The 26,029-nt window shown below is 67.9% G+C and carries 19 protein-coding genes; 12 read left to right on the plus strand and 7 right to left on the minus strand.

All coding sequences use genetic code 11. From position 1 onward, the window contains the following. From QMX82_RS12865 to QMX82_RS12885, 5 genes are all read right to left on the minus strand, one after another. The coding region (locus QMX82_RS12865; protein WP_282284091.1) for a tetratricopeptide repeat protein at positions 1-2,927 on the minus strand (2,927 nt) is incomplete at its 3' end. Between the two features lie 3 nt (positions 2,928-2,930). After that, positions 2,931-5,159, minus strand: coding sequence for a cellulose biosynthesis cyclic di-GMP-binding regulatory protein BcsB (gene bcsB / locus QMX82_RS12870; protein ID WP_282284093.1), 2,229 nt, complete (start codon positions 5,157-5,159; stop codon positions 2,931-2,933). Continuing rightward, positions 5,156-7,354, minus strand: coding sequence for a UDP-forming cellulose synthase catalytic subunit (bcsA, locus tag QMX82_RS12875; RefSeq protein ID WP_282284095.1), 2,199 nt, complete (start codon positions 7,352-7,354; stop codon positions 5,156-5,158). The genes bcsB and bcsA overlap by 4 nt, the downstream gene beginning before the upstream one ends. Positions 7,355-7,356: 2 nt before the next feature. After that, the gene (locus tag QMX82_RS12880) at positions 7,357-8,448 is read right to left on the minus strand and encodes a cellulose synthase operon protein YhjQ/BcsQ (protein ID WP_282284097.1); all 1,092 of its coding nucleotides are present in this window, start codon (positions 8,446-8,448) and stop codon (positions 7,357-7,359) included. 365 nt (positions 8,449-8,813) lie between these two features. Further along, positions 8,814-11,831, minus strand: coding sequence for a cellulose biosynthesis protein BcsC (locus QMX82_RS12885; protein WP_282284099.1), 3,018 nt, complete (start codon positions 11,829-11,831; stop codon positions 8,814-8,816). 251 nt (positions 11,832-12,082) lie between these two features. Here QMX82_RS12885 and QMX82_RS12890 point away from each other — a divergent pair, with 251 nt between their 5' ends. The 12 genes from QMX82_RS12890 to lipA all read left to right on the plus strand — a co-directional run bounded on the left by QMX82_RS12890 (position 12,083) and on the right by lipA (position 23,234). After that, a complete protein-coding gene (locus tag QMX82_RS12890; RefSeq protein WP_282284101.1) occupies positions 12,083-13,342 on the plus strand; it encodes a glutamate-5-semialdehyde dehydrogenase in 1,260 nt (419 codons plus the stop codon). Further along, on the plus strand, positions 13,342-14,004 hold the full coding sequence (gene nadD / locus QMX82_RS12895) for a nicotinate-nucleotide adenylyltransferase (RefSeq protein ID WP_282284103.1): 663 nt from the start codon (positions 13,342-13,344) through the stop codon (positions 14,002-14,004). The genes QMX82_RS12890 and nadD overlap by 1 nt, the downstream gene beginning before the upstream one ends. A 10-nt stretch (positions 14,005-14,014) precedes the next feature. After that, positions 14,015-14,365, plus strand: a complete 351-nt coding sequence (rsfS, locus tag QMX82_RS12900; protein WP_007159669.1) for a ribosome silencing factor — start codon at positions 14,015-14,017, stop codon at positions 14,363-14,365. A 5-nt stretch (positions 14,366-14,370) separates the two neighbouring features. After that, positions 14,371-14,838, plus strand: a complete 468-nt coding sequence (gene rlmH / locus QMX82_RS12905; protein WP_007159668.1) for a 23S rRNA (pseudouridine(1915)-N(3))-methyltransferase RlmH — start codon at positions 14,371-14,373, stop codon at positions 14,836-14,838. A 12-nt stretch (positions 14,839-14,850) separates the two neighbouring features. Next, on the plus strand, positions 14,851-16,758 hold the full coding sequence (gene mrdA, locus QMX82_RS12910; protein WP_282284128.1) for a penicillin-binding protein 2: 1,908 nt from the start codon (positions 14,851-14,853) through the stop codon (positions 16,756-16,758). A 44-nt stretch (positions 16,759-16,802) separates the two neighbouring features. Continuing rightward, positions 16,803-17,906 (plus strand): rod shape-determining protein RodA, encoded by a 1,104-nt coding sequence (gene rodA / locus QMX82_RS12915; protein WP_282284183.1) that lies wholly within the window; start codon positions 16,803-16,805, stop codon positions 17,904-17,906. Between the two features lie 39 nt (positions 17,907-17,945). Further along, complete coding sequence (gene mltB, locus QMX82_RS12920) at positions 17,946-18,950, plus strand: lytic murein transglycosylase B (RefSeq protein ID WP_371099744.1); 1,005 nt, start codon at positions 17,946-17,948, stop codon at positions 18,948-18,950. Continuing rightward, positions 18,950-19,939 (plus strand): septal ring lytic transglycosylase RlpA family protein, encoded by a 990-nt coding sequence (locus tag QMX82_RS12925; RefSeq protein WP_208694927.1) that lies wholly within the window; start codon positions 18,950-18,952, stop codon positions 19,937-19,939. Before mltB ends, QMX82_RS12925 begins: the two co-directional genes overlap by 1 nt. Positions 19,940-20,065: 126 nt before the next feature. Then, entirely contained in the window at positions 20,066-21,226 is a 1,161-nt protein-coding gene (locus QMX82_RS12930; protein WP_133863156.1) for a D-alanyl-D-alanine carboxypeptidase family protein, read from the plus strand. 73 nt (positions 21,227-21,299) lie between these two features. Continuing rightward, complete coding sequence (locus tag QMX82_RS12935; RefSeq protein WP_158894460.1) at positions 21,300-21,575, plus strand: DUF493 domain-containing protein; 276 nt, start codon at positions 21,300-21,302, stop codon at positions 21,573-21,575. Continuing rightward, on the plus strand, positions 21,575-22,231 hold the full coding sequence (gene lipB / locus QMX82_RS12940) for a lipoyl(octanoyl) transferase LipB (RefSeq protein WP_183631280.1): 657 nt from the start codon (positions 21,575-21,577) through the stop codon (positions 22,229-22,231). The genes QMX82_RS12935 and lipB overlap by 1 nt, the downstream gene beginning before the upstream one ends. A gap of 1 nt (position 22,232) precedes the next feature. Further along, on the plus strand, positions 22,233-23,234 hold the full coding sequence (gene lipA, locus QMX82_RS12945; RefSeq protein WP_187978593.1) for a lipoyl synthase: 1,002 nt from the start codon (positions 22,233-22,235) through the stop codon (positions 23,232-23,234). A 127-nt stretch (positions 23,235-23,361) separates the two neighbouring features. On the opposite strand, the gene pgm is transcribed toward lipA, so the two are convergent. After that, positions 23,362-25,026 (minus strand): phosphoglucomutase (alpha-D-glucose-1,6-bisphosphate-dependent), encoded by a 1,665-nt coding sequence (pgm, locus tag QMX82_RS12950; RefSeq protein WP_282284137.1) that lies wholly within the window; start codon positions 25,024-25,026, stop codon positions 23,362-23,364. Positions 25,027-25,185: 159 nt separating this feature from the next. Beyond that, positions 25,186-25,935: a sulfite exporter TauE/SafE family protein gene (locus QMX82_RS12955; RefSeq protein ID WP_282284138.1), complete on the minus strand. Its 750-nt coding sequence runs from the start codon at positions 25,933-25,935 to the stop codon at positions 25,186-25,188. Positions 25,936-26,029: the final 94 nt, after the last annotated feature.

The raw sequence follows: 26,029 nt of genomic DNA on the forward strand, positions 1-26,029 counted from the left end.
CTGTAGGCCACCGCGAGGCCCACGCCGCTGTCGCTCTGGCTGCCCGGCGAGGCGTCCGGCGCGGCCTGGGTGGCGGCCGGACCGCCACCGAAGCGACTGCGGGCGGCGCTGCCGACACTGCCGGCAGTCAGGCTGACCGGGGTCACCCGCACGGCCAGGCGCACGTCGCCCAAGGGGAAGTCGATCTCCAGCGGCGCTTCCACGTCGGTGAGCTTGCCCAGGCCGCGCTCGTTGTCGTTGCTGCGCACGGTGAGTCCCTGGGTGATGCGCGCACTGCGGGTCTGCAGCAGGTCGACGAGGGCGCGCTCGGCGGCGCTGTCCGGCGGGGCGGCGGGTGCGTCCGCCAGGGGCGCGGCCTTGGCCGCCGCCAGCAACTGGTCGGCGGTCGGCGGAATGGCCTGGCTGGCCAGGGTGGCGCTGCCGCGGCGCGGGCCGAAGGGATTGGCCGGCGCGCTGGCCAGGGGGCGCACTGTCTCGGCGTCGCGGCGCTCCACGGCGACCACCTGGCGCAGCAGCTCGGTGGCCCGGCCGTCACGGCCCAGGGCGCGATAGAGGCGCGCAGCCTCGGTCAGTACCCCGACGTCGTCGGCGGCCAGGGTGACGGCGCGTGCGAGGGCGCGCTCGGCATAGGCATTGTCCCGGGCGCGCACGGCGGCATCGGCCGCACCCAGTTGCAAGCGGGGATTGTCGGGGGCGCGGCGCAGCAGGGGTTCATAGAGGCGCAGCGCCTTGTCGGCGTCGCCATTGGCCAGGTACAGCCGCGCCAGGGCGGCATTGGCCAGGTCATCGTCCGGGCGCTGGGCCAGGGCCGGCGCCAGGGTGTCGTAGGCGGTGACCAGATCGCCGCGCTCGCGCAGCTGGTCGGCCTGGCGCACCCGGTAGCGATAGAGCAGGTCCTCATAGCCCTGGCGCTGCGTGGCGCTCAGGCGCTGACCCTGGAGGTCGTGCAGCAGGGCGTTGACCTCGTCGTCGGCGCCACTGCGCAGCAGCACCTCGCCGTATTGCAGGCGCAGCGCGGGATCGGGCGTGCGTTCGCGGGCCAGGACATCGCGCAGCAGGCGCAGCCCGTGTTCCGGGTCACCGGCCTCGGCATAGGCCGCCGCCAGGCCACCCAGGGCGGCGGCGCGCTCGCCGGCTTGCGGCTCCAGGACCGCCAACTGGCGCCGTGCGGCCTGCTGCTGGCCGCGGCGGGCCAGGTCGCGGGCGGCGCCTACCCTGGCATCGAAGTCGAGATCGGCGGCCAGGCCGTTCATGGCCGGAGTGCGCTGGGCCGGCGGGATGCGCCCGAGCAACTCGCGCGCCGCCGCGGAATCCTGCTGCTCCAGGGCGAATAGGGCGCGGACATAGAGCGCCTCGGGGCGCTGGGGGTCCTTGGCCAGGCCGCTGTCCAGGGTCTGGCGGGCGGCCTGGGCCTGGCCCTGACGCAGCTGCAGGCGCGCCAGGGCGAGCAGCGTCCAGACATCGTCCGGATCGGCGCGCCGGGCGTCTTCCAGGGCGCGACGGGCGCCCTGGAGATCGCCACGGCCTTCGGCCAGCTTGGCTTCCTGCAGGGCCTGGGTGGCCTTGAGCCGATCCAGGTTGCCGAGCTTGGCGCGTTCGACAGGCGTCAGGGTGTCGAGCAGACGCAGGGCCTCGGCCGGACGCTCGCTCTCGGCCAGCAGGTCGATCAGGCCCCGGCGGGCTTCCAGATTGCGCGGATCCTGCTGCAGGATCCGCCGATAACCGGCCTCGGCGGCGTCCAGCTGCCCGGTCTGGGCCTGCAGTCCGGCCAGCGCCAGCGGTGCCTCCGGACGCTTGGCGTCCAGCCGCAGCGCCTGCTCCACCCGGGCGCGAGCGGTAGTGAAGTCGTTGCCCTGCTGGGCCTGGCGGGCCTGGGCGAGCAGCGCCCAGTAGCGCACCTCGGCCAGCGGCGCCTGCCAGCGCGTACCGCCCGGTTGGCGGCTGGCGCGGCTCAAGAGGTCTTCGGCGTCGTTGAAGCGCTCCTGGCGCTGGCGGACGATACCCAGTCCGCCCAGGGCGTTGGCATCGTTGGGGGCCGTCTTGAGGCGGGCCTGGAAGGCGCTTTCGGCCGCGCCCAGTTCATTGCGCCGCAAGGCCTCGATGCCGCGCGCCAGTTGCGGATCAAGGCCGCCGCTGCGACTCAGGGCACGGCCCTTTTCCAGCTGGGCGCGCAACTCGGCGTCATCCGGATGCTGGCGCAGGTAGGCCTCGAACAGCGGTGCCTCGGCCGGATCGGGCGGACCGCTCCAGACCAGCGCCTGGCGCCAGTATTCGGCGGCTTCGCCACCGATGTCCTTGCGTGTGCTCAGCTCCGCCAGAGCCTGGATGCCACGGCTGCGACTGGCCGGAAAGCGCGCCAGGTGCTTGGCCTGGATCAGCATCAGCGCCGGATCGCTGGGTTGCAGCTTGCGCAGGCGCTCGATGCCCGGACCGGCTTCCTGCCAGCCATTGGGGGTGTAGGCGAGGATGTCGTAGTACTCCCGCGCCATATCGCCCTGGGGCAGCCGACCGCCGAACAGCTGGCGATAGAGCGCCAGCGCCTGCACCGGCTTTTCTTCGCTGACCAACTGGCGGGCATCCACCAGGCGCTGTGGGTTGTCGCCACTGGCCAGGGCGATGTCCTGCTCCAGTTGCAGCGCCTGCTGGGGTAGGGGCTTGAGCGCCTGCAGACGGCGCAGATAGGCCTGGGCCGCGGGCAGCCGGTCGGCCTGCACCTCGATCAGCCCCAGGCCGTACAGCGCCTCGGGCTGCTGCGCATCCAGTTCGAGCAGCTTGTTCCAGGTCTCCTGGGCGCGGGGCGCATTCTTGCGCGCCTGCCAGAAGTGACCCTGCTCGATGAGCAGCGCTTCGGGGGTGCCGGCCGCCAGGGCCAGCGGTGGCAGCAGCAGACCGGTCAGCAGGGTAGCCAGCAGCGGTGCACGGGTCATGGTCTAGCGCTCCAGCCGCTGACGGGCACGGGCGCGCAGCGCCGCATGGAGCAGGCCGGCCAGCAGGGCCACGCCCAGGGCGCTCAGGCCCAGCATCAACAGGGGATGACGCGCCAGCTGCCAGCGGACATAGAGCAGCGGCCCCAGGCTGCCGACGTGATAGGTCTCGTCGGCCACCAGGCTTTCCACCTGCCGGCCACGCACCATGGCCAGGCTGCCCTGCAACCCCTGGGCATAGTCTTCCCGGGTGGTGAGGGCGCGGCTGATGTCGGCCAGGCCCTCCGGGCGGGCGGCGACCAGGGCCACCACGCTGCGACCGCTCTTCAGCGGTGACTCGAAGCCGGCCACGAAGGCGCCACCGGCACCACCACTGGCGCTCAGCGCCGCGCGGCTGCGCTCCAGACTGATCTCGTTGTCACTGCTGAACCACTGGCGCACCTTGAACGCCAGGTCGGAAACCTCGAAGCGCTGGCTGTTGCCGGCGAAGCCGGCCGGCAACTGGGCGGCCCAGCGTTGCAGCAGCGGCTGGTCGGCGCCACTGGCGATCAGCAGCAGGTCTTTGTCGGCCAGGCCCTCCACCTCGCCAGCGCGGGCCACCGTCACCGCGGCGGCGGGATAGCCGGTGGAACTGCCGAAGCGGCCGAGCACGTTCAGGTAGCTGTCGATTTCCGCCGCGCTGGGCGCATCGGGCAGGATCACCGCGGTTTCGCTCAGATCCGCCAGGCGGGTGAAGGGAAAGCCGCTGTCCTTGAACACGCCCAGGTTGGGCAGGGCGATGAAGTGCCGATAGCCGGACAGGTCCAGGGTCGAGTCCGGTTCCAGGGTGCCGCGCATGTTGTCGATGATGACGTCGCGGCATTCACCCTGCTTGAGGTAGTCGTACATGAAGCGGAATTGCAGGCGGGCCTGCAGCGCCTCGCCCTCCAGCGGCAACCGCACCTCGGCCTCGCGGGGCAATTCCTCGTCCTTGATCAGACCCAGCAGCCCCTGGTCCAGGTGCTCCTGGGACGGCAGGGGGATGGACTGCACGAAGCGGTCGTTGAAGCTCACCAGCAGCGAGGAATTGGTCGCCACCGGCTGCGGGGTATAGCGGTATCTGAGGTGCAGCGGCAGCCCCTGGTTGCGCCAGAGGAACAGGTCCGGAGGCAGTCGCAGCGGCACGGTCACCGTCCCCGGAGCGTAACCGGAGACGCCGAGTTCCTTGGGCGTCGCCAGCTCGCCCAGACGCACCGGCCGGTCGCTGGGCAGCCAGTTGGGCGCATCGTAGGGCTTGCGCGGTTGCAGCGCCTGCAGGGTGTCGATGGTCATGCCCCTGCCGGACAGGGTTTGGTGACCCAGCGCCACGGCGCTCGCGGCACGCTTGAGTTCGTTGGCATCACGCCCGGAGATCACCAGCAGCTGGCCCTGGGGATCGAAGGGGTTGACCAGGATGTCGACCCGGGCCGCCGCCGGTGCCGGCAGGCTCAGGCCCAGGGTCTTGGCGCGCTCCTCGCTGGTGACCAGCACCACCGCATTGCCCTTGGCCGGCAGGGCGCTCTGGCTGCTGGGGAAGCGGGCGCCGCGATAGCTCGCGAGGGCGCCGAACCAGGAGGTCAGGGTGCCGGCGGCCTCCAGGGTGCCGTTGTCCGCCGCACCGGCGATGACGAAGGGCAGCTCCAGCTGCCGGGCATCGCGGCGATCGAAGAAGGGCTGCGGCAGGCGCGCCAGGTCCGGTGCCAGGTCCAGGCGGCTGACCTGGATGTCCAGGCGGCTGCCATTGCTCACCTTGGCCCAGAGGCTGGAGTGCAGCGGGTCTTCGCACTGCATGGTGTAGTGGCCGATCAGCTGGATGCTCAGCCGGTTGAATTCGGTGATCAGTCGCGGCGGGATGTCCACCACCCGGGTCTGGGGCGTGCCGGCGCCTTCCTTGGGCAGCGGAATGCTGGCAGCGACCTCGTCGTTGACCAGCACATTGAGCTGGGACAGCTCCGGCAGCAGCGCCGGGGAATAGGTGTAGTTCAGCGTCACCTTGGCGGCGCTGACGATCTCGTCGGCGCGGATGTCGAAGCCGACCCCGTCACGGCTGTCGATGCCGCGGAGGTTGAAGGGATAGACCGCGCCGAGTTGCTTGAAGCTGTTGTCGTAGCCGCTGCCGGCCACGGCCACCGGGGGGGCGCTCTGGGCCAGGGCGATGGCGGGCGCGGTAGCCAGGGTGGCGAGCAGGAGCGGAGCGAGACGAAGCGACACGGTCATGGGCGGTCCAGGGAGGCGGAAGAGGAGGGCGCCGTGCGCCGGGAGGGTCGGCTCAGGCGCCAGACATTGCGATTGAGATCGGCGATGCCGCGCAGGCCGATCAGACTGACCTCGCGCAGCGAGCCCAGCAGGGAATCCGGACGGTGATTGCCCCAGGCCTCGGCCCAGAGATCGGCGCGGGAAAAGGTCATGCGCACCAGCTCGCGCTGTTCGGTGACGCTGAGTTCGGCGAAGCGGGTGCCCACCGCGCCGGCGCGGCTGAAGGCCACGGTGGCCGGGAAGCGGCGGCTGCGACCGTTGCGGCTGAGTTCCACCTCCACCGCGCTGCCCTCGGGCAGGTGCAGGCCCGCGGGCAGCTTCAGGCCGATGCCGCTCTGGGAGAAGTCCAGGGTGCTGCACTCCAGGCGACTGCCATCGGCGAGGACCAGTCCGGCCGGCAGCGTGGCGGCCACCCGGGGTTCGGCGCGCACCTGGCGCGTCTCGCTCGCCACGGCCACCGCGGCACTGGCGATCACCAGGTTGTAGAGGGTCCAGACCAGGTTGATGGCGACCGTGGTCACCGCCTCGGGATCGCCGAAGAACAGCCGGCCGATGCCCACGCCCAGGCCGAGCAGATTGAGCGCCAGCAGCACGATGTAGGGGCGCGCCAGCTCCCAGTCGAAGTAGTCGCTGGCGATGATGCCGCCCTTGTCGGTGACGTTGAACTTGCCCAGCCGCGGGTTGATCAGCGCCAGCAGCGTAGGCCTGAGGATGTACCAGGCCAGCACCGTCTCGTAGACCTCGTTCCAGAAGGAGTGGCGGAATTCGCCCTGGATACGCGAGTTGGTCAGGTTCGAGTGCAGCACATGGGGCAGCACGTAGCAGGTGATCAGCAGCGCCGAGGCGTGAAAGATCTGCGCGCTGAACAGCAGATAGGCCAGCGGTGCGGTAAGGAACACCAGTCGCGGCAGGCCATAGAAGAAGTGCAGCATGGCGTTGAGGTAGCAGAGCCGCTGGCCGAGGGCGAGACCCTTGCCCAGCAGCGGGTTGTCCATGCGAAAGATCTGCGCCATGCCGCGGGCCCAGCGGATGCGCTGGGCGATATGGCGCGACAGGCTTTCGGTGGCCAGACCGGCGGCCTGGGGAATGCCCAGGTAGGCGGTGTTGTAGCCGAGCCGGTTGAGCTTGAGCGCGGTGTGGGCGTCTTCGGTCACCGTCTCGGTGGCTACGCCGCCGACCTCTTCCAGCATGGTGCGGCGGATCACCGCGCAGGAGCCGCAGAAGAAGGTGGCGTTCCACAGGTCGTTGCCATCCTGCACCAGGCCGTAGAACAGCTCGCCCTCGTTGGGCACGGTGCGAAAGGTCTTGAGATTCTTCTCGAAGGGATCGGGGGAAAAGAAGAAGTGCGGCGTCTGCAGCATGGCCAGCTGCGGGTCCTTGAGGAACCAGCCCAGGCAGACCTGCAGGAAGGAACGCGTCGGCACGTGGTCGGCATCGAAGATGGCGATGTATTCGCCGTCGGTGACCTTCAGCGCCGCATTGAGATTGCCGGCCTTGGCATGCTCGTTGTTCTCGCGCACCAGGTAGGAGACGCCGGCGGTCGCGCAGAAGTGGCGGAAGTCCTCGCGCCGGCCATCGTCGAGTACGTGCACCCGCAGCTTGTCGCGCGGCCAGTCGATGGCCTGGGCCGCCAGGATCGACAGCTTCACGATGCTCAGGGCTTCGTTGTAGGTGGGGATGAAGACGTCCACCGTAGGCCAGGCGGCCGGGTCGGCGGGCAGCGGGACCGGCGTGCGGCGCAGCGGCCAGATGGTCTGCAGATAGCCGAACACCAGCACCGCCAGGGCATAGAGTTCGGCGGCCACCAGCCCGTAGCCGAGCACCATCTCCAGCGGCGTCTCGAAGCCCAGGGTGCTGGTCAGGCGCCAGTAGAGATAGCGCAGCGACGCCAGCAGCGACAGCAGGATCAGCGCGATCACCGGCAGCCGTCCGGGCAGCCGGCGCAGCAGCAGGGCCGCGCCGAAGCAGCCGATGGCGAACAGTGCCTGCTCTTCCAGTGCCAGGGGCACGCTCACCAGCAGGACGCCCAGCAGCGCGGCTGCTGTCCAGGCCAGCAGCTGCAGCCAGAGCGGCGCCACTGGCGGGGTGGGCGTTGCCGCGGCAGCGCGCGCTGCGCGGCGCTGGCGAACCTGTTCCAGGCGGTCGAGAACGCTCATGGCTAGGCGCGCGCGGCGTGCAGCGCCGGCGAGCGGCGATCGCCCAGCAATTCCTCGCCCAGCTCGGCCAGGCCGCGCGCCCAGGCGTCCTGGACGCTGGCCAGACCCTGGCCCAGCGCCAGGGCCTGTTCCAGGTCGGGGCTTTCCGGCAGAACACCCAGCAGGCGTTCGCCCCAGGAATGCGCGACGATGGCGGCGATGTCCTGGCTCAGGGGCCGGGCGGGATCGACCCGGTTGAGCAGGTGCAGCGGAGTGACCTGACCGCTGCAGCGCTGCCACTGGCGTTCGAGGCGCGGCAGACTGGCGTAGCCGGTCGCATCCGCGGTCGTTACCCCCAGGATCCGGGTGGCCAGAGCCATGGCCTGCCGACTCAGGGGCGTCGAGCCCGTGGGGCAATCGAGGATCACCAGGGTATCGGCCGGGACGTCCAGCGCCTGCAGGCGTCGGGTCAGCCACTGGGCGTCGGTGGCCAGGGCCTGCTCCAGGGCCTGCAGATCCAGCTCGTCGGCAGCGCCGAAGGGCACCAGGCGCAGGCGGTCGTCCACCGCCAGGCAGACGGAGAGCGGCGCCCTGATCGAGCCGGTGGTGGACGAAGCTTCCTGCAGCAACAGCGAAGACAGCACGTTCTGGCTATCCAGTTCCACCAGCAGCACTGGTTGACCGCTGCGGCTCAGCGTCTGGGCCAGCCCCGCAGCGATGACCGTCTTGCCCGTGCCGCCGCGCGCCGACATCAACGCCAGGACCGGATTGGCCAGCGGCGGCAGCGCGCGACTCAGCGCCTGATCCAGGGCGACGACCGCCTGGCTGGCCTGGCGGCTGCTATGCAGCTGCGCCAGCTCCCGCGACAGCGAAGGCAGAGCGCCCGGTTCCGCCTGACTGGCCACCTCGGCCACCGTGACGACCGCTTCGCCCTGGGCGCTCGGCACAATCTGTGGCTGTGGCTGTGGCTGTGGCTGTGGCTGTGGCTGTGGCTGCGACGCGGCCGGCGGGGGCGCTTCGTGCAGCGCCGGCTCGGCTGCTTCGAACTCATGGTAACGCTGGGGATCACCGCCGAAGGAGCGGAACAGATTGGCAATATCCAGCGAACGGACCATGGCGGATTCCGAAAAGGGGAAGGATCTGGGCAGGTGCTTGACGTCAAAATTATGGCTTAAAGCCATCAGGTGTCATTTTTTGCGGATACTGTCACGCGGGGTTCGTGACGCACCAATTGAAAGTGCATATGCGGGCATCGAAGCGGAGCGAACGGATAGTCTCGCTTTTAGGCACAGGCTCGCTGCGATGTTTAGGTCACCTCGGGTAACCGTCAACGTCATGCCTGGTGCAGTGCGGACGAAAGGCGCGGCCCGGGGACGGGGCGGTCACGGGGGCGACGAACGCGGGGATGAGCGGTCGTTCCGGCGGTGACGGGCAGGGTGACGGCGGCAAGAAAAAGGCCCGCGGGTGCGGGCCTTTTTCCTTATTCCTCGTTGCGCGAGCGGTAGGGCTGCGGCCGCGAGAGTTGCGGTCGGCCTTCCTGCTCTTCGAAGAAGTAGCGCAGATAGAGGTTGCCGTTGACGTCGCGCTCGTCCTGGGAATTGTCCATGCCCAGACGACCGCCCAGGGCGAACTGCCCGTTGAGGCGGTATTCGCCATTGGCGGAGAGGCTGTAGGCCACGCCGGTCTTGCTCTTGCTGCCGTATTGGCCTTCGCCGGCGGCTTCCGCGGCGGCCTGCAGGGCAGCGTCGTCCGGATAGCGATCCGCGGCGTCCTGGCGAATGGTCTGCACGCCCAGCATGCCCTGCACCTGGTAGGCCCAGAGATCGCCCCGCTGCGCCCACACCAGCGGTACGCCGATGGCGAAGTAGCGCTGCGGGCTGAAGTAGCCACCATGACCGTAGGTCAGGTGGTTCTGGTTGTTGTCGTAGCCGATCGCGGTGGCCGAGAGGCCCACGGTGAACAGGCTGTCCGGGCCATTGCGCAGGTAGTAGAAGACGCCGGTGCCGATCTCGAAGCGGTCGTTGTCCTTGACGTCGTGGCCGGTCAGGCGATGGGCCGCGCCGTAGATGTAGGAGCCGTAACGACCATCGTCGTATCTCAGCCGCGCCAGACCGCCGTTGGCGGTGACGCCGCCCCACTCCTGGCCGGTACGCGGATCGCGGATGCCGCCGTAGGACGCCAGGGAATCGGTCACCGAGCGCCGCGACATGCTCAGGGCATAGAGCAGGTTCTCGCTGAGGCTGCTCAGCGGGCGTTCCAGGGTCGCGCCGCCGACCACGGTGCTGTATCTCAGGCCCACCGGCGAGACGCCGATGTCGCCCTTGAGCCCGCGCCCGGCGTCTTCCACGGCGATGGACGCCGCCACGCCGTTTTCCTTCTGGCTGCCGTCGCTGCTGCTGTCGTTGATGCGGGTCGGGGTGACGCGCACGGCCAGGCGCTGGTCGCCGGCGGGGAAGGAGATTTCCAGCGGTGCGCTGACGGTGGTCTGGCGCGAACTGCCGCTGGGGTCGTAGCTGCGTACGCTCAGACCCTGGGTGATGCGGATGCTGCGCTCGCGCTGCAGCTGGCCGAGGATCTGCTCGGTGGCCAGGCTGCTCGACAGGCTGCTGGTAGGTACCACGGACAGGTCGTTGAAGGGATTGTTGGCAGCCTTCTGCGCCTGCAGCGGATCGCTCCAGGCGTAGTCGGCGCCGCCGGCGTTGCCACCCGCGGCGGCCGGAACGGCGGCCAGGGCGTCATCGCTGCGGGTCTGCCCGGGCAAGGTGGCGAAGGGATTGTCGCTGGCGCCGGCGGCGCGGGCCGCGGATTCGCGGTCCTTGCGTTCCACCTGCACCACCTGCTCCAGCAGGCCAGTCGCGGTGCCGGCCATGCCGATGTCGCGGTAGAGCAGGGCGGCGCGGCGCAGCACCAGGGGATCGCTCTGGCCGAGCTTGACCGCCTGGTCCAGGTACTGGCGGGCGGTGACGCTGTCCTGGGACTTGGCGGCGATTTCGGCGGCGCCCAGATAGAGCTCGGCGTCCTTCGGCTGGTCGCTGAGCACGTCGCGATAGAGCTGGCGGGCCTTCTGGGTGTCGCCGCTGGCTAGGTACATGCGCGCCAGGGCGGCCTGGGCGGACTTGTCGTCGGGACGGGCCTTGAGCGCCGGGGCCAGGGTGTCGTAGGCGGCAGCCAGCTTGCCCTGGTCGGTGAGGCGATCGGCCTGACGAATGCGGTAGCGGGCGAGGAGGTCGTCGTACTGCTGCTTCTCGCCGCTGTCGAGTACCACGCCCTGCAGGTCGCGCAGGACGTTGCCCACGGTCTGGTCCTGGTTCAGCTGCAGCTGGATGCTGGCGTAGTGCAGCTGCATGGCGGGTGCCGGGCGGGTATCGCCGGTGATCATCGGCTTGAGCAGGGCCAGGCCGTGCTCGGGATCGCCGGCGGTGGCGAAGGCTTCGGCCAGATCGCCGATCAGATCCGGATTGCGGCCGGCGCGGGTTTCCAGGCGCTGCATCAGGCTGCGCGCTTCCTCGCGGCGACCCTGCTTGGCCAGGGTCACGGTCTCGGCCAGTTGTTCGTTGAAGGTGATGCGCGCGGCCAGGGCGTTCATGTCCGGTGAACGCTGCGCCTGGGGAATGCGCATCAGGGTCTGCATGGCGCGCTGGTATTCACCCAGCTCGTTGGACAGCAGGGCACTGGCATAGAGCACCTCGGGGCGCTGGGCGCCATCCTTGACCAGGCTGTCCACCAGATCGCGGGCGGCGCGCGGCCGGCCCTGGCGGACCTCCAGGCGGGCCTGGGCCAGGCGCAGCCAGGGATCCTCCGGGGACTCCTTGCGCGCCTGTTCCAGCAGGCGCGAGGCGCCCTTCAGATCGCCCCGCGCCTCGGCGGCTTCGGCTTCCTGCATGGCCTGGCCGGCGCGCAGGCGGTCCAGGCCCTTGACCGGGTTCTTGGCGCTCGGCTGCAGATTCTTGGTGAGTTGCAGGGCTTCTTCGGTGCGGCCCAGCTCGTTGAGCGCGGCGATGCGCCCATAGTAGGCGTCGACGTTGGCCGGCTCGCGCATCAGCACCTGGCGGTAGGTGGCCTCGGCCAGTTCCCATTGGCGCTTCTGGCTCTGGATGCCGGCGAGGAAGAGTTGCGCCTCGACCGCTTCGGGCTTCAGCCGGATGGCTTCCACGCTGAGATCCCGCGCCTGGTCCAGCTCGCGCTTGTTCTCGGCGGCGTGGGCGCGTTCCAGCAGGTGGTGGTAGCGCGCCTCGTCCAGCGCCGGCTGCCAGGTCTTGCCGCCTTTCTGCACGGCCTGGGTCAGCAACTGCTCGGCATCGGTCCAGCGCTGCTGCGCCAGGCGGGCACTGCCCAGCTTGCCCAGGGCATCCGGATCCTGGGGCGTCTTCTTCAGCTGGGCTTCCAGCGCCTGGACGGCGGTCGCGGTCGGCGCGGCGTCGGCAGCGGCGGCCCAGGTCGCGTCGGCATGGATCAGCAGGGCGAGCAGACCAAGGGACAAGGTGAGGTGCTTGGGCATGGTTCTTTCCGTGAAGGCGGGTAGGCGTCGCTGCAGCACCTGGCGCAGAGCTGGAACGATTTCGGCTATTAGGGAATAGCTGAACGCAAGCTGAACGGCAAATACAGCCGGGGATGATTCCCGACAGGCCGTGGCGAGTCAACCAAATAGAGCAGGCGAATGCCACGGCCAGGCCCCCCGGCGCTGGCCGCGCAGGGCCCGGCGACGCTATACTCTGCGGCTTTCCCACCGTCTTTCGCAGGCCGCCGACCATGACCGAGTCCGTCTCCGCCTACATGACCCGTCTTGGCCAGGCTGCCCGTGCTGCGTCGCGGGTCCTCGCTCGTACGTCCACCGGCCAGAAGAACCTGGCGCTGAACGCCATTGCAGATGCCTTGGGTGCCGATCGCGAAGCGCTGGTCGCAGCGAATGCCGAGGATGTCTCGGCCGCTACGGCTGCTGGACTCGAGTCAGCGCTGCTTGATCGCCTGACGCTCACGCCGGCGCGGATCGACTCGATGATTACCGGCCTCAAGCAGGTTGCCGCCTTGCCGGATCCGGTAGGTGCCGTTCGTGACCTGAGCGCTCGGCCGTCCGGGATCCAGATCGGCAAGATGCGCGTACCGCTGGGTGTCATCGGCATCATCTATGAATCCCGGCCCAACGTGACGATCGATGCGGCCAGTCTCTGCCTGAAGTCGGGTAACGCAACCATCCTGCGCGGTGGTTCCGAAGCCATTCGCTCAAATCGCGCCATCGCCGCCTGCATTCAGAAAGGGCTGGCCGAGGTCGGCTTGCCCGCCGCTGCAGTCCAGGTAGTTGAGACCACCGACCGGGCTGCCGTCGGCGCCCTGATCACCATGCCCGAGTTCGTCGACGTCATCGTGCCGCGGGGCGGCAAGAATCTGATCGAGCGCATCAGCAACGATGCCCGCGTCCCGGTGATCAAGCACCTCGACGGCATCTGCCATGTCTATGTCGACGAGGCTGCTGACCTTGCCAAGGCCGAGTCCATCGCCTTCAACGCCAAGTGCTACCGCTATGGCATCTGCGGGGCCATGGAGACGCTGCTGGTCGATGCCAAGGTGGCCGAGGCCTTCTTGCCGGCCATGGCACGCCGCTTCGAAGAGCAGTGTGTGGAGCTGCGGGGATGCGAGCGTACGCGGGACCTGATCCAGGCCGTGGCCGCCACCGAGGCCGACTGGTCCACCGAATATCTGGCGCCCATCCTGTCGATTCGCATCGTCGATGGCCTGGACCAGGCGATCGAGCACATCAACCACTACGGCTCCCATCACACCGATGCGATCGTGACGGAAAGTCTCGGTCGTTCGCGGCGCTTCCTGGCCGAGGTCGATTCCAGTTCGATCATGGTCAACGCGCCGACCTGCTTCGCGGACGGCTTCGAATACGGCCTGGGCGCCGAGATCGGTATCTCCACCGACAAGCTGCACGCCCGCGGCCCGGTGGGCCTGGAAGGCCTGACCAGCGAGAAATACGTGGTCTTCGGCGACGGTCACGTCCGTAGCTGATGAGCAGCCTGCCCACCCGCATCGGCTTGTTCGGCGGTACCTTCGATCCCGTGCACATCGGTCACCTGCGCGCGGCGCTGGAGGTGGCCGAGGCGCTGACGCTGGACGAACTGCGGCTGATCCCCAGCGCCCGGCCGCCCCATCGCGAGGCGCCCAGCGTCTCCGCCGAGGATCGCCTGGCGATGGTGCGCCTGGCGGTGGCCGACGTCGCGACCCTGGTGGTCGATGACCGGGAACTGCGCCGGACGCGCCACTCCTATACCATAGAGACCCTGGAAAGCCTGCGCGCCGAACTCGGCGATGAGGTGCAGCTGTTGCTCATGCTCGGTTGGGACGCCTTTTGTGGCCTGCCGAGCTGGCACCGCTGGCGCGAATTGCTGGAGCTGTGCCACATCCTGGTCCTGCAACGACCCGACGCCGACAGCGAGCCCTGCCAGGAATTGCGCGATTTCCTGGCGGCGCGCAGTCAGCCCGATCCCCAGGCCCTGAAGGGGTCCGGCGGGCAGATCACCTTTATCTGGCAGAACCCGCTCGCGGTGTCCGCCACCCAGATCCGCGGCCTCCTGGCCACCGGGAAGTCGATCCGCTTCCTGGTGCCCGATGCCGTGCTTGACTACATCCGGACGCACGGCCTCTATCCGGCGTCCTCCGAACCGAGGTAAGAGTTACACCATGCAAAGCGAACAACTCGTCCAGGTCGCCATCGCCGCCCTGGAAGACATGAAGGCCCAGGACATCATCTCCCTGGACGTCCGTGAAAAGACCAGCGTGACCGACATCATGGTCATCGCCAGCGGCACCTCCAGCCGCCACGTCAAGTCGCTGGCCGACAACGTGCTGGAAAAGGTCAAGCAGCAGGGCGTGCGCCCGCTGGGCAGCGAAGGCCTGGAAGGCGGCGAATGGGCGTTGCTCGACCTGGGTGACGTGGTCGTCCACGTGATGCTGCCGACCACCCGCGAGTTCTATGACCTCGAGCGCCTCTGGCGCGGTGCCGAGCAGAGCCGCGCCGCCCACGGCGAATAACGCCGGTGCGCCTGCGTCTCATCGCCGTCGGCTCGCGCATGCCGCGCTGGGTCGAAGAGGGCTGGCACGAGTACGTCAAGCGTCTGCCGCCGGAACTGCCGCTGGAGCTCGTCGAGATCCCGCTGCAGACCCGTGGCAAGAACGCCGACGTCGCCCGGCTGATCCGCCAGGAGGGTGAGGCCATGCTGGCCAAGGTGCAACCGGGCGAACGCGTGGTGACCCTGGAGGTCACCGGCAAGCCCTGGAGCACCGAGCAACTGGCTGAAACACTCCAGCAGTGGCGCCTGGAAGCCCGCACCGTCAACCTCATGGTCGGCGGTCCCGAGGGTCTCGCTCCCGAGGTGCAGGCGCGCAGTGAACAGCGCTGGTCGCTCTCGCCGCTGACCCTGCCGCATCCGCTGGTGCGCATCCTCGTCGGTGAGCAGCTCTATCGCGCCTGGACCGTACTGGCCGGCCATCCGTATCACAAGTAGTCCGTACCTGCGATGTCGCAACCCATACGCCTCAAGGACCACGAGAAAGACGCCCAGCTCGTCCGCGCCCGCGTGACGGTCGGGGCGGTGCTCTTTCTCGTGCTCGCCTGCGTACTGGTGGCGCGCATGTACTACCTGCAGGTCATCCAGCACGACTACCACTCGACCCTGTCGGAAAACAATCGGGTCCATGTCCAGCCGATCCCGCCCACCCGCGGCCTGATCTATGACCGCAATGGCATCATCGTCGCTGACAACCGCCCCAGCTTCAGTCTGACCATCACCCGCGAGCGGGCCGACAACTGGCGGCAGACCCTCGATACCCTGGTGCAGGTGCTGGGCCTGACCGAGGAAGATCGCGAGCTGTTCGAAAAGCGCATGAAGCAGGGCCGGCGTCCCTTCGAGCCGGTGCCAGTGTTGTTCGAGCTGACCGAGGAGCAGATCGCCAAGATCGCCGTCAACCAGTTCCGCCTGCCCGGGGTCGAGGTGACGGCACAGCTGGTGCGTCACTATCCTATGGGCGAGCACTTCGCCCATTCGGTGGGCTATGTCGGGCGGATCAACGAACAGGAGCTCAAGCGCCTGGATCCGGTCAACTACAGCGGCACCCACCACATCGGCAAGACCGGCGTGGAGCGCTTCTACGAGCCCGAGCTGCATGGCGAGGTGGGCTACGAAGAGGTGGAGACCAACGCCCGCGGCCGGGTCCTGCGGGTGCTCAATCGCACCGACCCCAAGCCGGGCAAGGACATCGTCCTGACCATCGATTCGCGCCTGCAGGCCGCCGCCGAAGCCGCCCTGGGCGGGCGCCGTGGCGCCATCGTCGCCATCCAGCCCAAGACCGGCGAGGTGCTGGCCATGGTCAGCCAGCCGAGCTACGACCCCAATCCCTTCGTCACCGGGATCAGCTTCAAGGAATATTCCGAGCTGCGCGACTCCATCGATCGCCCGCTCTACAACCGGGTGCTGCGCGGCCTCTATCCGCCCGGTTCGACCATCAAGCCGGCGGTGGCCATCGCCGGTCTCGACAGCGGCGCCACCACGCCCCAGGCGCGGGTCTTCGATCCGGGCTACTACGAATTGCCCAACTACGATCACAAGTACCGCAACTGGAACCACGGCGGCGACGGCTACGTGGATCTGGACATGGCGTTGATGAGATCCAACGACACCTACTTCTACGATCTCGCCCACAAGATCGGCATCGATCGGCTCTCCGAGTACATGGGCAAGTTCGGTCTCGGCCAGAAGGTCTCCCTGGACATGTTCGAGGAGGCACCGGGCCTGATGCCCTCGCGCCAGTGGAAGCGTGCCACCCGCCGCCAGGCCTGGTTCCCCGGCGAGACGCTGATCCTCGGCATCGGCCAGGGCTACATGCAGACCACGCCACTGCAGCTGGCCCAGGTCACCACCCTGATCGCCAACCATGGCAAGTGGATCCGTCCGCACCTCGCCAGGACCCTCGATGGCCAGCCGCCGGTGGACAGCAATCCCATGCCCGACATCGAGCTCAGGGACCCGACCTACTGGGACAGGGCCGTCCACGGCATGGAAATGGTGGTGCAGAATCCGCGCGGCACCGCCCACAAGATCAATGTCGGCGCCCAGTACCGCATCGCCGGCAAGAGCGGTACGGCCCAGGTGGTCGCCATTCGCCAGAACGAGAAGTACAACTCGGCCGCGCTCAAGGAGCGGCACCGCGACCATGCCCTGTTCGTCGCCTTCGCTCCGGCCGACAATCCGCAGATCGCCGTGGCGGTGATGGTCGAGAACGGCGAGTCGGGCAGCGGCGTGGCCGCCCCGGTGGTGCGCCAGGTGCTGGATGCCTGGCTGCTCGATGAGCAGGGCCATCTCAAGGCCGAGTACGCCAAGCCCACTACCGCCGCGGCCACCGCCGCCGCGACCAAGGTGCAGCCATGAGTCTTGCTCCCAACTTCGATCGCACCATCCCCGAAGGGGACGTGATGAAGCGGCGCGCCACCCTGCTGCAGCGCCTGCACATCGATGGCCCGCTGCTGATCCTGCTGGTGATGCTGGGGGCGACCGGACTGTTCGTCCTCTATTCCGCGGGCGGGCGCAATCTCGACCTGCTGTTCAAGCAGGCCAGCTCCTTTGGCCTCGGGCTGGTGGCCATGGCCGTCGTCGCCCAGCTCGAACCACGCTTCATGGCGCGCTGGGTGCCCCTCGGCTACGTGATCGGCGTGGCCCTGCTGGTGGTGGTGGACGTCATGGGCCACAACGCCATGGGTGCCACCCGCTGGATCAACATTCCCGGGGTCATCCGCTTCCAGCCGTCGGAATTCATGAAGCTGCTGATGCCCATGATGATGGCCTGGTACCTGTCCAAGCGCAGCCTGCCGCCCAACTTCAAGCACAGCCTGATCAGCCTGTCGCTGGTGGTGGTGCCCTTCGTGCTGATCCTCGACCAGCCCGACCTCGGCACCGCCATGCTGGTGCTGGCCTCGGGCGGCTTCGTGCTGTTCGTCGGCGGCCTGCAGTGGCGTTGGCTGATCGGCGCGTTGAGCGCCGCGGTGCCCATGGCCGTGGCCATGTGGTTCTTTGTCCTGCACGATTACCAGAAGCGCCGGATCCTGACCTTCCTCGATCCGGAGATGGATCCGCTGGGTGCCGGCTGGAACATCATCCAGTCCAAGGCCGCCATCGGCTCGGGCGGGGTGTTCGGCAAGGGCTGGCTGCTGGGTACCCAGTCACATCTGGATTTTTTGCCGGAAAGTCACACGGACTTTATCATTGCCGTCCTCGGCGAAGAGTTCGGCATGGTCGGCGTCTGCCTGCTGCTGGTGCTCTATCTGCTGCTGATCGGTCGCGGCCTGACCATCACGGTGCAGGCCCAGACGTTGTTCGGCAAGTTGCTCGCCGGCGGCGTGACCATGACCTTCTTCGTCTATGTCTTCGTCAACATCGGCATGGTCAGCGGGCTCTTGCCCGTGGTGGGCGTACCGCTGCCATTCATCAGCTATGGCGGCACCTCGGTGGTCACCTTGTTCACCGGGTTTGGAGTTTTGATGTCGATCCACACGCACCGCAAGTGGATCGCCCAGGTTTAACACGCAACAAAGAAGGGTTAGATGCCGACAATGGGATGGATGCGTCGCTGCCTGCTGAGCCTCGGGCTCGCGGGGGCGATGGGCGTGACGACCGGCGTCGTCGCGGGTGACTACGACGCGGCACCGCTGACGCGCGACTTCATCGCCGAGATGAGTCAGAGCTATGGCTTCGCCCCGGAACAGCTGCAGGCGCTGTTCGGCGAGGTCGAGCGCAAGCAGGCCATCCTCGACGCCATCTCGCGACCGGCCGAGCGGGTCAAGCCCTGGAGCGAATACCGCCCCATCTTCATCACCGATCGGCGCATCGCCCAGGGCGTCGATTTCTGGAAGGCCCACGAAGAGGCGCTGGCGCGCGCCGAGCGCGAATACGACGTGCCGGCTCAGTTCATCGTCGCCATCATTGGCGTGGAAACCTTCTACGGTCGCAACACCGGCAACTACCGGGTGCTGGACGCGCTGTCGACCCTGGCCTTCGACTATCCGCCCCGCGCGCCCTTCTTCCGCAGCCAGCTGCGCGAATTCCTGCTCTTGGCCCGCGAACAGCAGGTCGATCCGCTCAGCCTCACCGGTTCCTACGCCGGCGCCATGGGTCTGCCGCAATTCATGCCGGGCAGCTTCCGCGCCTATGCGGTGGACTTCGACGGCGACGGCCACATCAATATCTGGTCCGATCCCACCGACGCCATCGGCAGCGTGGCCAACTACTTCAAGCGCCACGGCTGGTCCGGTCGCGGACCGACCGCCATCCGCGCCCAGGTCAGTGGCGAGCGGGTGGAGGAGGGCGTGGTGGCCGGGATCGAGCCGGTCAAGAGCGTCGCCGAGCTGCGCGCCCTGGGCTGGAACGCCCAAGACCCTGCCCTGCGTGACGATTTGCGTGTAACCTCGTTCCGCCTCGACGGAGACAAGGGACCGGAGTACTGGATGGGCCTGCCCAATTTCTACGCCATTACCCGATACAACCGCAGCGTCATGTACGCCATGGCGGTAACCGATCTGGCGAACGCCATCGCCGAGCGCCATGCCGCGGAGGGTGCCAAGCCGTGATGCGCCTGACTGCCCTGGCGCGCCTGGCCGGTTGCCTGGGCGTCGGCCTGCTGCTGGTGAGCTGCTCCAGCCAGGCGCCCAAGCCGACCAGCAAGGGCGTGGCCGGGCCGGGCGGCTACCTGCGTCCGCACCGTGACGGCGCGCCCTGGTGGGACGTGGACGTCAGCCGGATCCCCGACGCCGTGCCCATGCCCTACAACGGGCCGCTGAAGAACAATCCCTACACCGTGCTGGGCAAGACCTATTTCCCGCTGACCGATTCGCGCAACTACCGCGCGACCGGCACCGCCTCCTGGTACGGCACCAAGTTCCACGGTCAGGCCACCGCCAACGGCGAGACCTACGACCTCTACGGCATGACCGCGGCGCACAAGACCCTGCCGCTGCCCAGCTATGTGCGGGTCACCAACCTGGACAACGGCCGCAGCGTGATCCTGCGCGTCAACGACCGCGGTCCCTTCTATTCCGACCGGGTCATCGACCTGTCCTTCGCTGCCGCCAAGAAGCTCGGCTACGCCGAGATCGGCACCGCCCGGGTCAGCGTCGAAGGCATAGATCCGCAGCAGTACTGGGCCCAGCGTGGCCAGGCGGTGCCGATGGTGCTGGCCCAGCCGCGCCAGGCGCCGGTGCCGCAGAAAACCACCGAGACCCAGACCTTCGGCGCCATCGAGACCTATACGCCACCGGTCAACCAGCACGCCGAGCCGGTGACGCCCGCGGCCGTCGACGCAAAAAAAAACGTTTCTGTCCCAGCCGCTGGGCTCTATCTGCAGGTGGCGGCCTTCGCCAATCCGGACGCTGCGGAATTGCTCAAGGACAAGCTCAGCGACCTGACCGGTGCCCCGGTGTTCATCAGTTCGACGGTGCGCAACCAGCAGACCTTGCATCGGGTCCGCCTCGGACCGGTCCAGCCGGCTGAGGTGTCCCAGCTCCAGAACAGCGTACGCGTGGCCCGCCTGGGTCAGGCGTCTCTCGTGCAACCGGATTGAAGCAGGGATGCTTCATGACGCCCAGTCGCCGGTCCCAGCCGTCGTGATGCGCTTCGCGCGGATCGCCGTGGACCGAGCGGTCTGGGTCCGCTGCTCCTGCCATACCCCAACCTTTCAGAGATTCGGATGACAATCGCAAAACTCGCTCGACGCCTGCTCCTCCTAGTAACGATCGCCTGTGTCCCGGCCGTCTGGGCGGCCGAGACAATGGTTCCGGCAGCGCCCCAGCTGGCCGCCAAGGCCTGGATTCTCATGGATGCCAACAGCGGCGCCGTGCTCACCGAATCCAACTCCGACCAGCGCCTGCCGCCGGCCAGCCTGACCAAGCTGATGACCGCCTACATCGCCACCCTGGAAATCAACCGGGGTCGCATCAAGGAATCGGACATGGTCACCGTCAGCGAGCACGCCTGGCGTACTGGCGGTTCGCGGATGTTCATCAAGGTCGGCACGCAGGTGTCGGTCGGTGACCTGCTGCACGGCATCATCATCCAGTCCGGCAACGACGCCAGCGTCGCCCTGGCCGAGCATATCGCCGGCAGCGAAGACGCCTTCGCCGACATGATGAACACCACCGCGCAGAAGCTGGGCATGCAGAACACCCACTTCATGGACGCCACCGGCCTGCCGGACCCGAACCACTATTCCTCGGCCCACGACATGGCGATCCTGGCGCGCGCCATCATCAATGCCGATGCCCAGCACTACGCCATCTACTCCCAGAAGGAATTCTTCTGGAACAACATCAAGCAGCCCAACCGCAACCTGCTGCTGTGGCGCGACAAGACCGTCGACGGCCTGAAGACCGGCCACACCGACGAAGCCGGCTACTGCCTGGTGGCCTCGGCCGTGCGCGATGGCATGCGCCTGGTCGCCGTGGTGTTCGGCACCAACAGCGAGCAGGCCCGCGCCGCCGAGACCCAGAAGCTGCTGACCTACGGCTTCCGCTTCTTCGAAACCCAGTCCTTCTACAAGAAGGGCACCGAGCTGGCCAAGGCGCCGGTATGGAAGGGTGACACCCGCGAAGTCCAGGCCGGTCTGGCCAACGACCTGACCATGACCCTGCCGCGCGGCCAGGCCAAGAAGCTGCACGCCGAGATGGTGCTCAATCCGCAGCTGATCGCACCCATCGCCCAGGGCCAGGTGATCGGCAAGGTCGAGGTGAAGCTGGATGACAAGGTGGTGCACACCGCCGACCTGGTTGCCCTGCAGCCGGTCGAGGAGGGTGGCCTCTTCCGTCGCCTGTGGGATAGCATTCGACTGTTCTTCTACGGCTTGTTCAACTGATCCGTCACCCTGCAAAGGCCCGCATCTGCGGGCCTTTCACCCCCTGCCGACCGCGATCGGCCTGGAAGTCCGCATGACCGAAGACGTTCAACCCCCAAAGATCGAATTTCCCTGCCCGCGCTATCCGATCAAGGTGATCGGCGATGCCGGTGCCGACTTCGCCGAGCTGGTGCTCGACATCGTCCAGCGCCATGCGCCGGATCTGGAGCGCGACACCCTGGTGACCCGCGACAGTCGCAACGGCCGTTTCCTCTCCGTGCAGGTGCTCATCACCGCCACCGGCGTGGAGCAGCTGCAGGCCATACACCAGGATCTGCGCGCCACCGGCCGCGTGCACATGGTGATCTGATGAGCACTCCCGCCCCGGCCAGCCTGGGCGTGCGCCGCTGGGGCCTGCGGCCCTACGAGGCGACCCTGGAGGCCATGCGCCGCTTCACCGACGAGCGCGGCCCTGCGACTCCCGACGAACTCTGGCTGCTGCAGCATCCTGCGGTCTTCACCCAGGGGCAGGCCGGCAAGCCCGAGCACCTGCTCGCCGTGGGCGACATTCCGGTGGTGCAGGTCGATCGCGGCGGCCAGGTCACGTACCATGGTCCCGGTCAGCTCATCGCCTATGTGCTGCTGGATGTTCGCCGCAAGGGCCTGGGCGTGCGAGAATTGGTCAGCGCCATGGAAGACAGCCTGATCGCGCTGCTCGCCGACTGGGGCGTGCAGGCCGCGGCCCGGGCCGATGCGCCGGGTGTCTATGTGGATGGCGCCAAGATCGCCTCCCTGGGCCTGCGCATCCGCAATGGCCGGTCCTTCCACGGCCTGGCGCTCAACGTTGACATGGATCTGGCACCCTTCCGCCGGATCAACCCCTGCGGTTATGCCGGCCTGGCCATGACCCAGCTCCGCGATCTGGTGACCGGGCCACTAGCTTTCGACGAGGTCCGCGAGTCTCTGGTCCGTCACCTGAGTCTGCGCCTGGGCTACCCCGAACCGATCACCCTGGAATCGGATTGACATGACCACTACAGTACAAGACAGCGTCCAGACCCTTACCCCGCCCGCTCGCCCCAGCAAGGTGGAAGCCGGCGTCAAGCTGCGCGGCGCCGAAAAGGTCGCGCGCATCCCGGTAAAGATCATTCCCACCGAGGAGCTGCCGCGCAAGCCGGACTGGATCCGCGTGCGCATCCCGGTCACCCCCGAGGTCGAGCGCATCAAGCAGCTGCTGCGCAAGCACAAGCTGCACAGTGTCTGCGAAGAGGCCTCCTGCCCCAACCTGGGCGAGTGCTTCTCCGGTGGCACCGCCACCTTCATGATCATGGGTGATATCTGCACCCGTCGCTGCCCCTTCTGCGACGTCGGCCATGGCCGACCGAAGCCGCTGGACGTGGACGAGCCGAAGAATCTGGCGGTGGCCATCGCCGACCTAGGGCTGAAGTACGTGGTCATCACCTCGGTGGACCGCGACGACCTGCGCGACGGCGGTGCCCAGCACTTCGTCGACTGCCTGCGCGAGATCCGCAAGCTGACCCCCGGCATCCAGCTGGAGACCCTGGTGCCGGACTATCGCGGTCGCATGGACGTCGCCCTGGCCATCACCGAGCAGGAGCCGCCGGATGTCTTCAACCATAACCTGGAGACCGTGCCGCGCCTGTACAAGGCGGCGCGCCCGGGTTCGGACTTCGAGTGGTCGCTGGACCTGCTGCAGAACTTCAAGAAGCGCGTGCCCCACGTGCCGACCAAGTCCGGCCTGATGCTGGGCCTGGGCGAGACCGACGAGGAAGTCATCGAGGTCATGCAGCGCATGCGCGAGCACGAGATCGACATGCTGACCCTCGGCCAGTACCTGCAGCCTTCGCGCAACCACCTGCCGGTGCAGCGTTTCGTCCATCCGGATACCTTCGCCTGGTTTGCCGAGGAAGGCGCCAGGATGGGCTTCAAGAACGTGGCCTCGGGTCCGCTGGTGCGTTCCTCGTACCATGCCGACCAGCAGGCGCACGGCGCCAAGAAGATCAGCTGATCCTCGCGTCGCAATGGAAAAGGGCAGCCACGGGCTGCCCTTTTTTGTGGATAGACACCTTCACCCCCGCCGATCCGCTTTCAGCGCCCTCTCCCTGGGGAGAGGGTTGGGGTGAGGGCGCGCGCCGTCAGCCGCGCAGCACGCCATCCACCAGCGCCTTGGCTTCTTCCTGGATGCGACCCAGGTGGGCTTCGCCCTCGAAGCTCTCGGCGTAGATCTTGTAGACGTCCTCGGTACCGGAGGGACGGGCGGCGAACCAGCCGTTCTCGGTGACCACCTTGAGGCCACCGATGGCGGCGCCGTTGCCGGGCGCCTCGGTGAGGATGGCGGTGATCGGCTGGCCGGCCAGCTCCTTGGCGGTGACCTGGGCGGCGGAGAGCTTGCCGAGGCGGGCCTTCTGCTCGCGGTCGGCGGCGGCGTCGATGCGCTGGTAGACCGGGGCGCCGAAGCGTTCGGTCAGCGCCTGGTAGCGCTCGCCCGGATCCTTGCCGGTCACGGCGGTGATTTCCGCGGCCAGCAGGCCGAGGATGAGGCCGTCCTTGTCGGTGGACCAGGCGCCGCCGGCCTTGCGCAGGAAGGACGCGCCGGCGGATTCCTCGCCACCGAAGCCCAGGCTGCCATCCAGCAGGCCGTCGACGAACCACTTGAAGCCTACCGGCACTTCCACCACCTGGCGGCCGATGCCCTGAGCCACCCGGTCGATCATCGAGGAGGACACCAGGGTCTTGCCGATGCCGGCCTGCGGGCTCCACTGCGGTCTATGGGTGAAGAGGTATTCGATGGCCACCGCCAGGTAGTGGTTGGGGTTGAGCAGGCCCACCGAGCGGGCGACGATGCCGTGGCGGTCATGGTCGGTGTCGCAGGCGAAGGAGACGTCGAATCTGTCCTTGTTCTCGATCAGGCCGGCCATGGCGTGGGGCGAGCTGCAGTCCATGCGGATCTTGCCGTCCCAATCCAGGCGCATGAAGCGGAAGGTCTGGTCGACGCGGGTCGACAGCACCTCCAGCGGCAGGCCATAGCGCTCGGCGATGCGCGGCCAGTAGTGCACCCCGGCGCCGCCGAGGGGATCGACGCCAAAGGTCAGGCCGGAGCCGCGGATGGCGTCCAGGTCGATGACCTGGCCCAGGCCGCCGACATAGCTGTCGAGGAAATCGAACTTATGGGTGGTGGACGCCTTGAGCGCCTGGCGGTAATCCATCCGCTTGACGCCGTCGAGACCGGCCACCAGCAGGGCATTGGCGCGGTCCTGAATACTCTTGGTGACGTTGGTGTCGGCCGGGCCGCCATTGGTGGGGTTGTACTTGAAGCCGCCATCGGCCGGCGGATTGTGCGACGGGGTGATGACGATGCCATCGGCCAGGCCCGAGCTGCGGCCGGCGTTGTATTCGAGGATGGCGTTGGACAGCGCCGGGGTGGGCGTATAGCCCGGCTCGCCGTTGGTCTCGGCGCAACCGGCGTCGATGCGCACTTCCACGCCGTTGGCGGCGAGCACTTCCAGGGCGGAGATGAAGGCCGGCTCGGACAGCGCATGGGTGTCCATGCCCATGAACAGCGGGCCGTCGACGCCCTGGGCCTTGCGGTATTCGCAGATGGCCTGGGTGATGGCGAGGATGTGCCATTCGTTGAAGCTGCCCTTGAGCGAGGAACCGCGGTGCCCGGAGGTGCCAAAGGCGACCTGCTGACCCGGATCGCTGGGGTCGGGGCGATCGCTGTAGTAGCGTGCCACCAGGCGCGGCAGGTGGGTCAGGGTATTCTCGTCGGGGAGGCGTCCTGCGTTGGGAGCGAGCGTCATGAAAGCGTCCTGTATACGTCGGAAAAAGGCAGCGGTCGGGCACAGGCCCGGGTCTGAAGGGGCGCCGTGGCACGGCGACCCTTCAATTACGCCCATAGACCCTGCTGCCCGTCGAAGGTGCAGCCTACACCGGCTGGACCTGACAGCACTGTGACGGATTCAGCCAAGATAGCCCAGGCGCAGCAGATAATGCAGGACGGCGTAGGCTCCCAGCAGCAGCAATCCAGCAAAAAACAGGCGGCGGAACAGGCGCTCATCGAGATGCCGGCGCACGCGCTGGCCCAGTCCCATGCCCAGGAGGGCCGGGAGCAGCAACAGACTGGAAGCACCCAGGCGCTCGACCGCCAGTCCGTTCTGCCACCAGAGACCCACCAGCAGGGCCAGGGTGGCGACGGTGAAGCTCAGCCCCAGGGCCTCGATCAGCTGTTCCTTGTCCAGCGCCAGGCTTTGCAGATAGGGCACCGCCGGCAGCACGAAGACGCCGGTCATGCCGGTGATCAGACCCGTGACGAAACCCACCAGCGGAGCGACCTTCCCTGCATGACGACCGGGTGCGGGCAGGCGCCAGCCCGTCCAGCCGATCAGGCCGTAGGCGACCAGCACCGCACCGAGCGCGGCGGCGAGTCCGGCGCCATCACCGCCGGTCAGCAGCGGGATGCTGAGCAGGGTGCCCGGCACCAGGGCCAGTTGCAGCGGTAACAGGCGTTTGAACGTCTGCCAGGGCGAGGGACCGGCGCAGAATTGCCAGACATTGGTGAGCAGGGAGGGGATCAGCAACAGGGCGGCGGCTTCGGCGGGTGTCATCAGCAGTGCCAGCAGACTCATGGCGACGGTGGGCAGGCCCAGGCCCAGTACGCCTTTGGTCAGACCCGCGAGCACGAAAATCAGGGTACAGAGCAGCAGGGTCATGGTCGCCTCCTCGGGTGGAGGCGTTACCATGGATTTCAGGACCGCAGGTGAGAAGCCGGGATTGACGAAGGCTGCCTACGGTCGGCACAGAGGC

The sequence above is a fragment of the Pseudomonas sp. PS02302 genome (genome assembly GCF_029959585.1).
Lineage (GTDB): Bacteria > Pseudomonadota > Gammaproteobacteria > Pseudomonadales > Pseudomonadaceae > Chryseomonas > Chryseomonas aestiva.

What these genes read in the sequence shown, in the direction of transcription:
- lipA (WP_187978593.1), top strand. Translation starts at nt 22,233, where the DNA reads ATGACCACTACAGTACAAGACAGCGTCCAGACCCTTACCCCGCCCGCT.
- rodA (WP_282284183.1), top strand. Translation starts at nt 16,803, where the DNA reads ATGAAGCGGCGCGCCACCCTGCTGCAGCGCCTGCACATCGATGGCCCG.
- mltB (WP_371099744.1), top strand. Translation starts at nt 17,946, where the DNA reads ATGCGTCGCTGCCTGCTGAGCCTCGGGCTCGCGGGGGCGATGGGCGTG.
- bcsA (WP_282284095.1), bottom strand. Translation starts at nt 7,354, where the DNA reads ATGAGCGTTCTCGACCGCCTGGAACAGGTTCGCCAGCGCCGCGCAGCG.
- mrdA (WP_282284128.1), top strand. Translation starts at nt 14,851, where the DNA reads ATGTCGCAACCCATACGCCTCAAGGACCACGAGAAAGACGCCCAGCTC.
- bcsB (WP_282284093.1), bottom strand. Translation starts at nt 5,159, where the DNA reads ATGACCGTGTCGCTTCGTCTCGCTCCGCTCCTGCTCGCCACCCTGGCT.
- QMX82_RS12935 (WP_158894460.1), top strand. Translation starts at nt 21,300, where the DNA reads ATGACCGAAGACGTTCAACCCCCAAAGATCGAATTTCCCTGCCCGCGC.
- rsfS (WP_007159669.1), top strand. Translation starts at nt 14,015, where the DNA reads ATGCAAAGCGAACAACTCGTCCAGGTCGCCATCGCCGCCCTGGAAGAC.
- nadD (WP_282284103.1), top strand. Translation starts at nt 13,342, where the DNA reads ATGAGCAGCCTGCCCACCCGCATCGGCTTGTTCGGCGGTACCTTCGAT.
- lipB (WP_183631280.1), top strand. Translation starts at nt 21,575, where the DNA reads ATGAGCACTCCCGCCCCGGCCAGCCTGGGCGTGCGCCGCTGGGGCCTG.
- pgm (WP_282284137.1), bottom strand. Translation starts at nt 25,026, where the DNA reads ATGACGCTCGCTCCCAACGCAGGACGCCTCCCCGACGAGAATACCCTG.
- QMX82_RS12955 (WP_282284138.1), bottom strand. Translation starts at nt 25,935, where the DNA reads ATGACCCTGCTGCTCTGTACCCTGATTTTCGTGCTCGCGGGTCTGACC.
- QMX82_RS12890 (WP_282284101.1), top strand. Translation starts at nt 12,083, where the DNA reads ATGACCGAGTCCGTCTCCGCCTACATGACCCGTCTTGGCCAGGCTGCC.
- QMX82_RS12930 (WP_133863156.1), top strand. Translation starts at nt 20,066, where the DNA reads ATGACAATCGCAAAACTCGCTCGACGCCTGCTCCTCCTAGTAACGATC.
- QMX82_RS12925 (WP_208694927.1), top strand. Translation starts at nt 18,950, where the DNA reads ATGCGCCTGACTGCCCTGGCGCGCCTGGCCGGTTGCCTGGGCGTCGGC.
- QMX82_RS12880 (WP_282284097.1), bottom strand. Translation starts at nt 8,448, where the DNA reads ATGGTCCGTTCGCTGGATATTGCCAATCTGTTCCGCTCCTTCGGCGGT.
- QMX82_RS12885 (WP_282284099.1), bottom strand. Translation starts at nt 11,831, where the DNA reads ATGCCCAAGCACCTCACCTTGTCCCTTGGTCTGCTCGCCCTGCTGATC.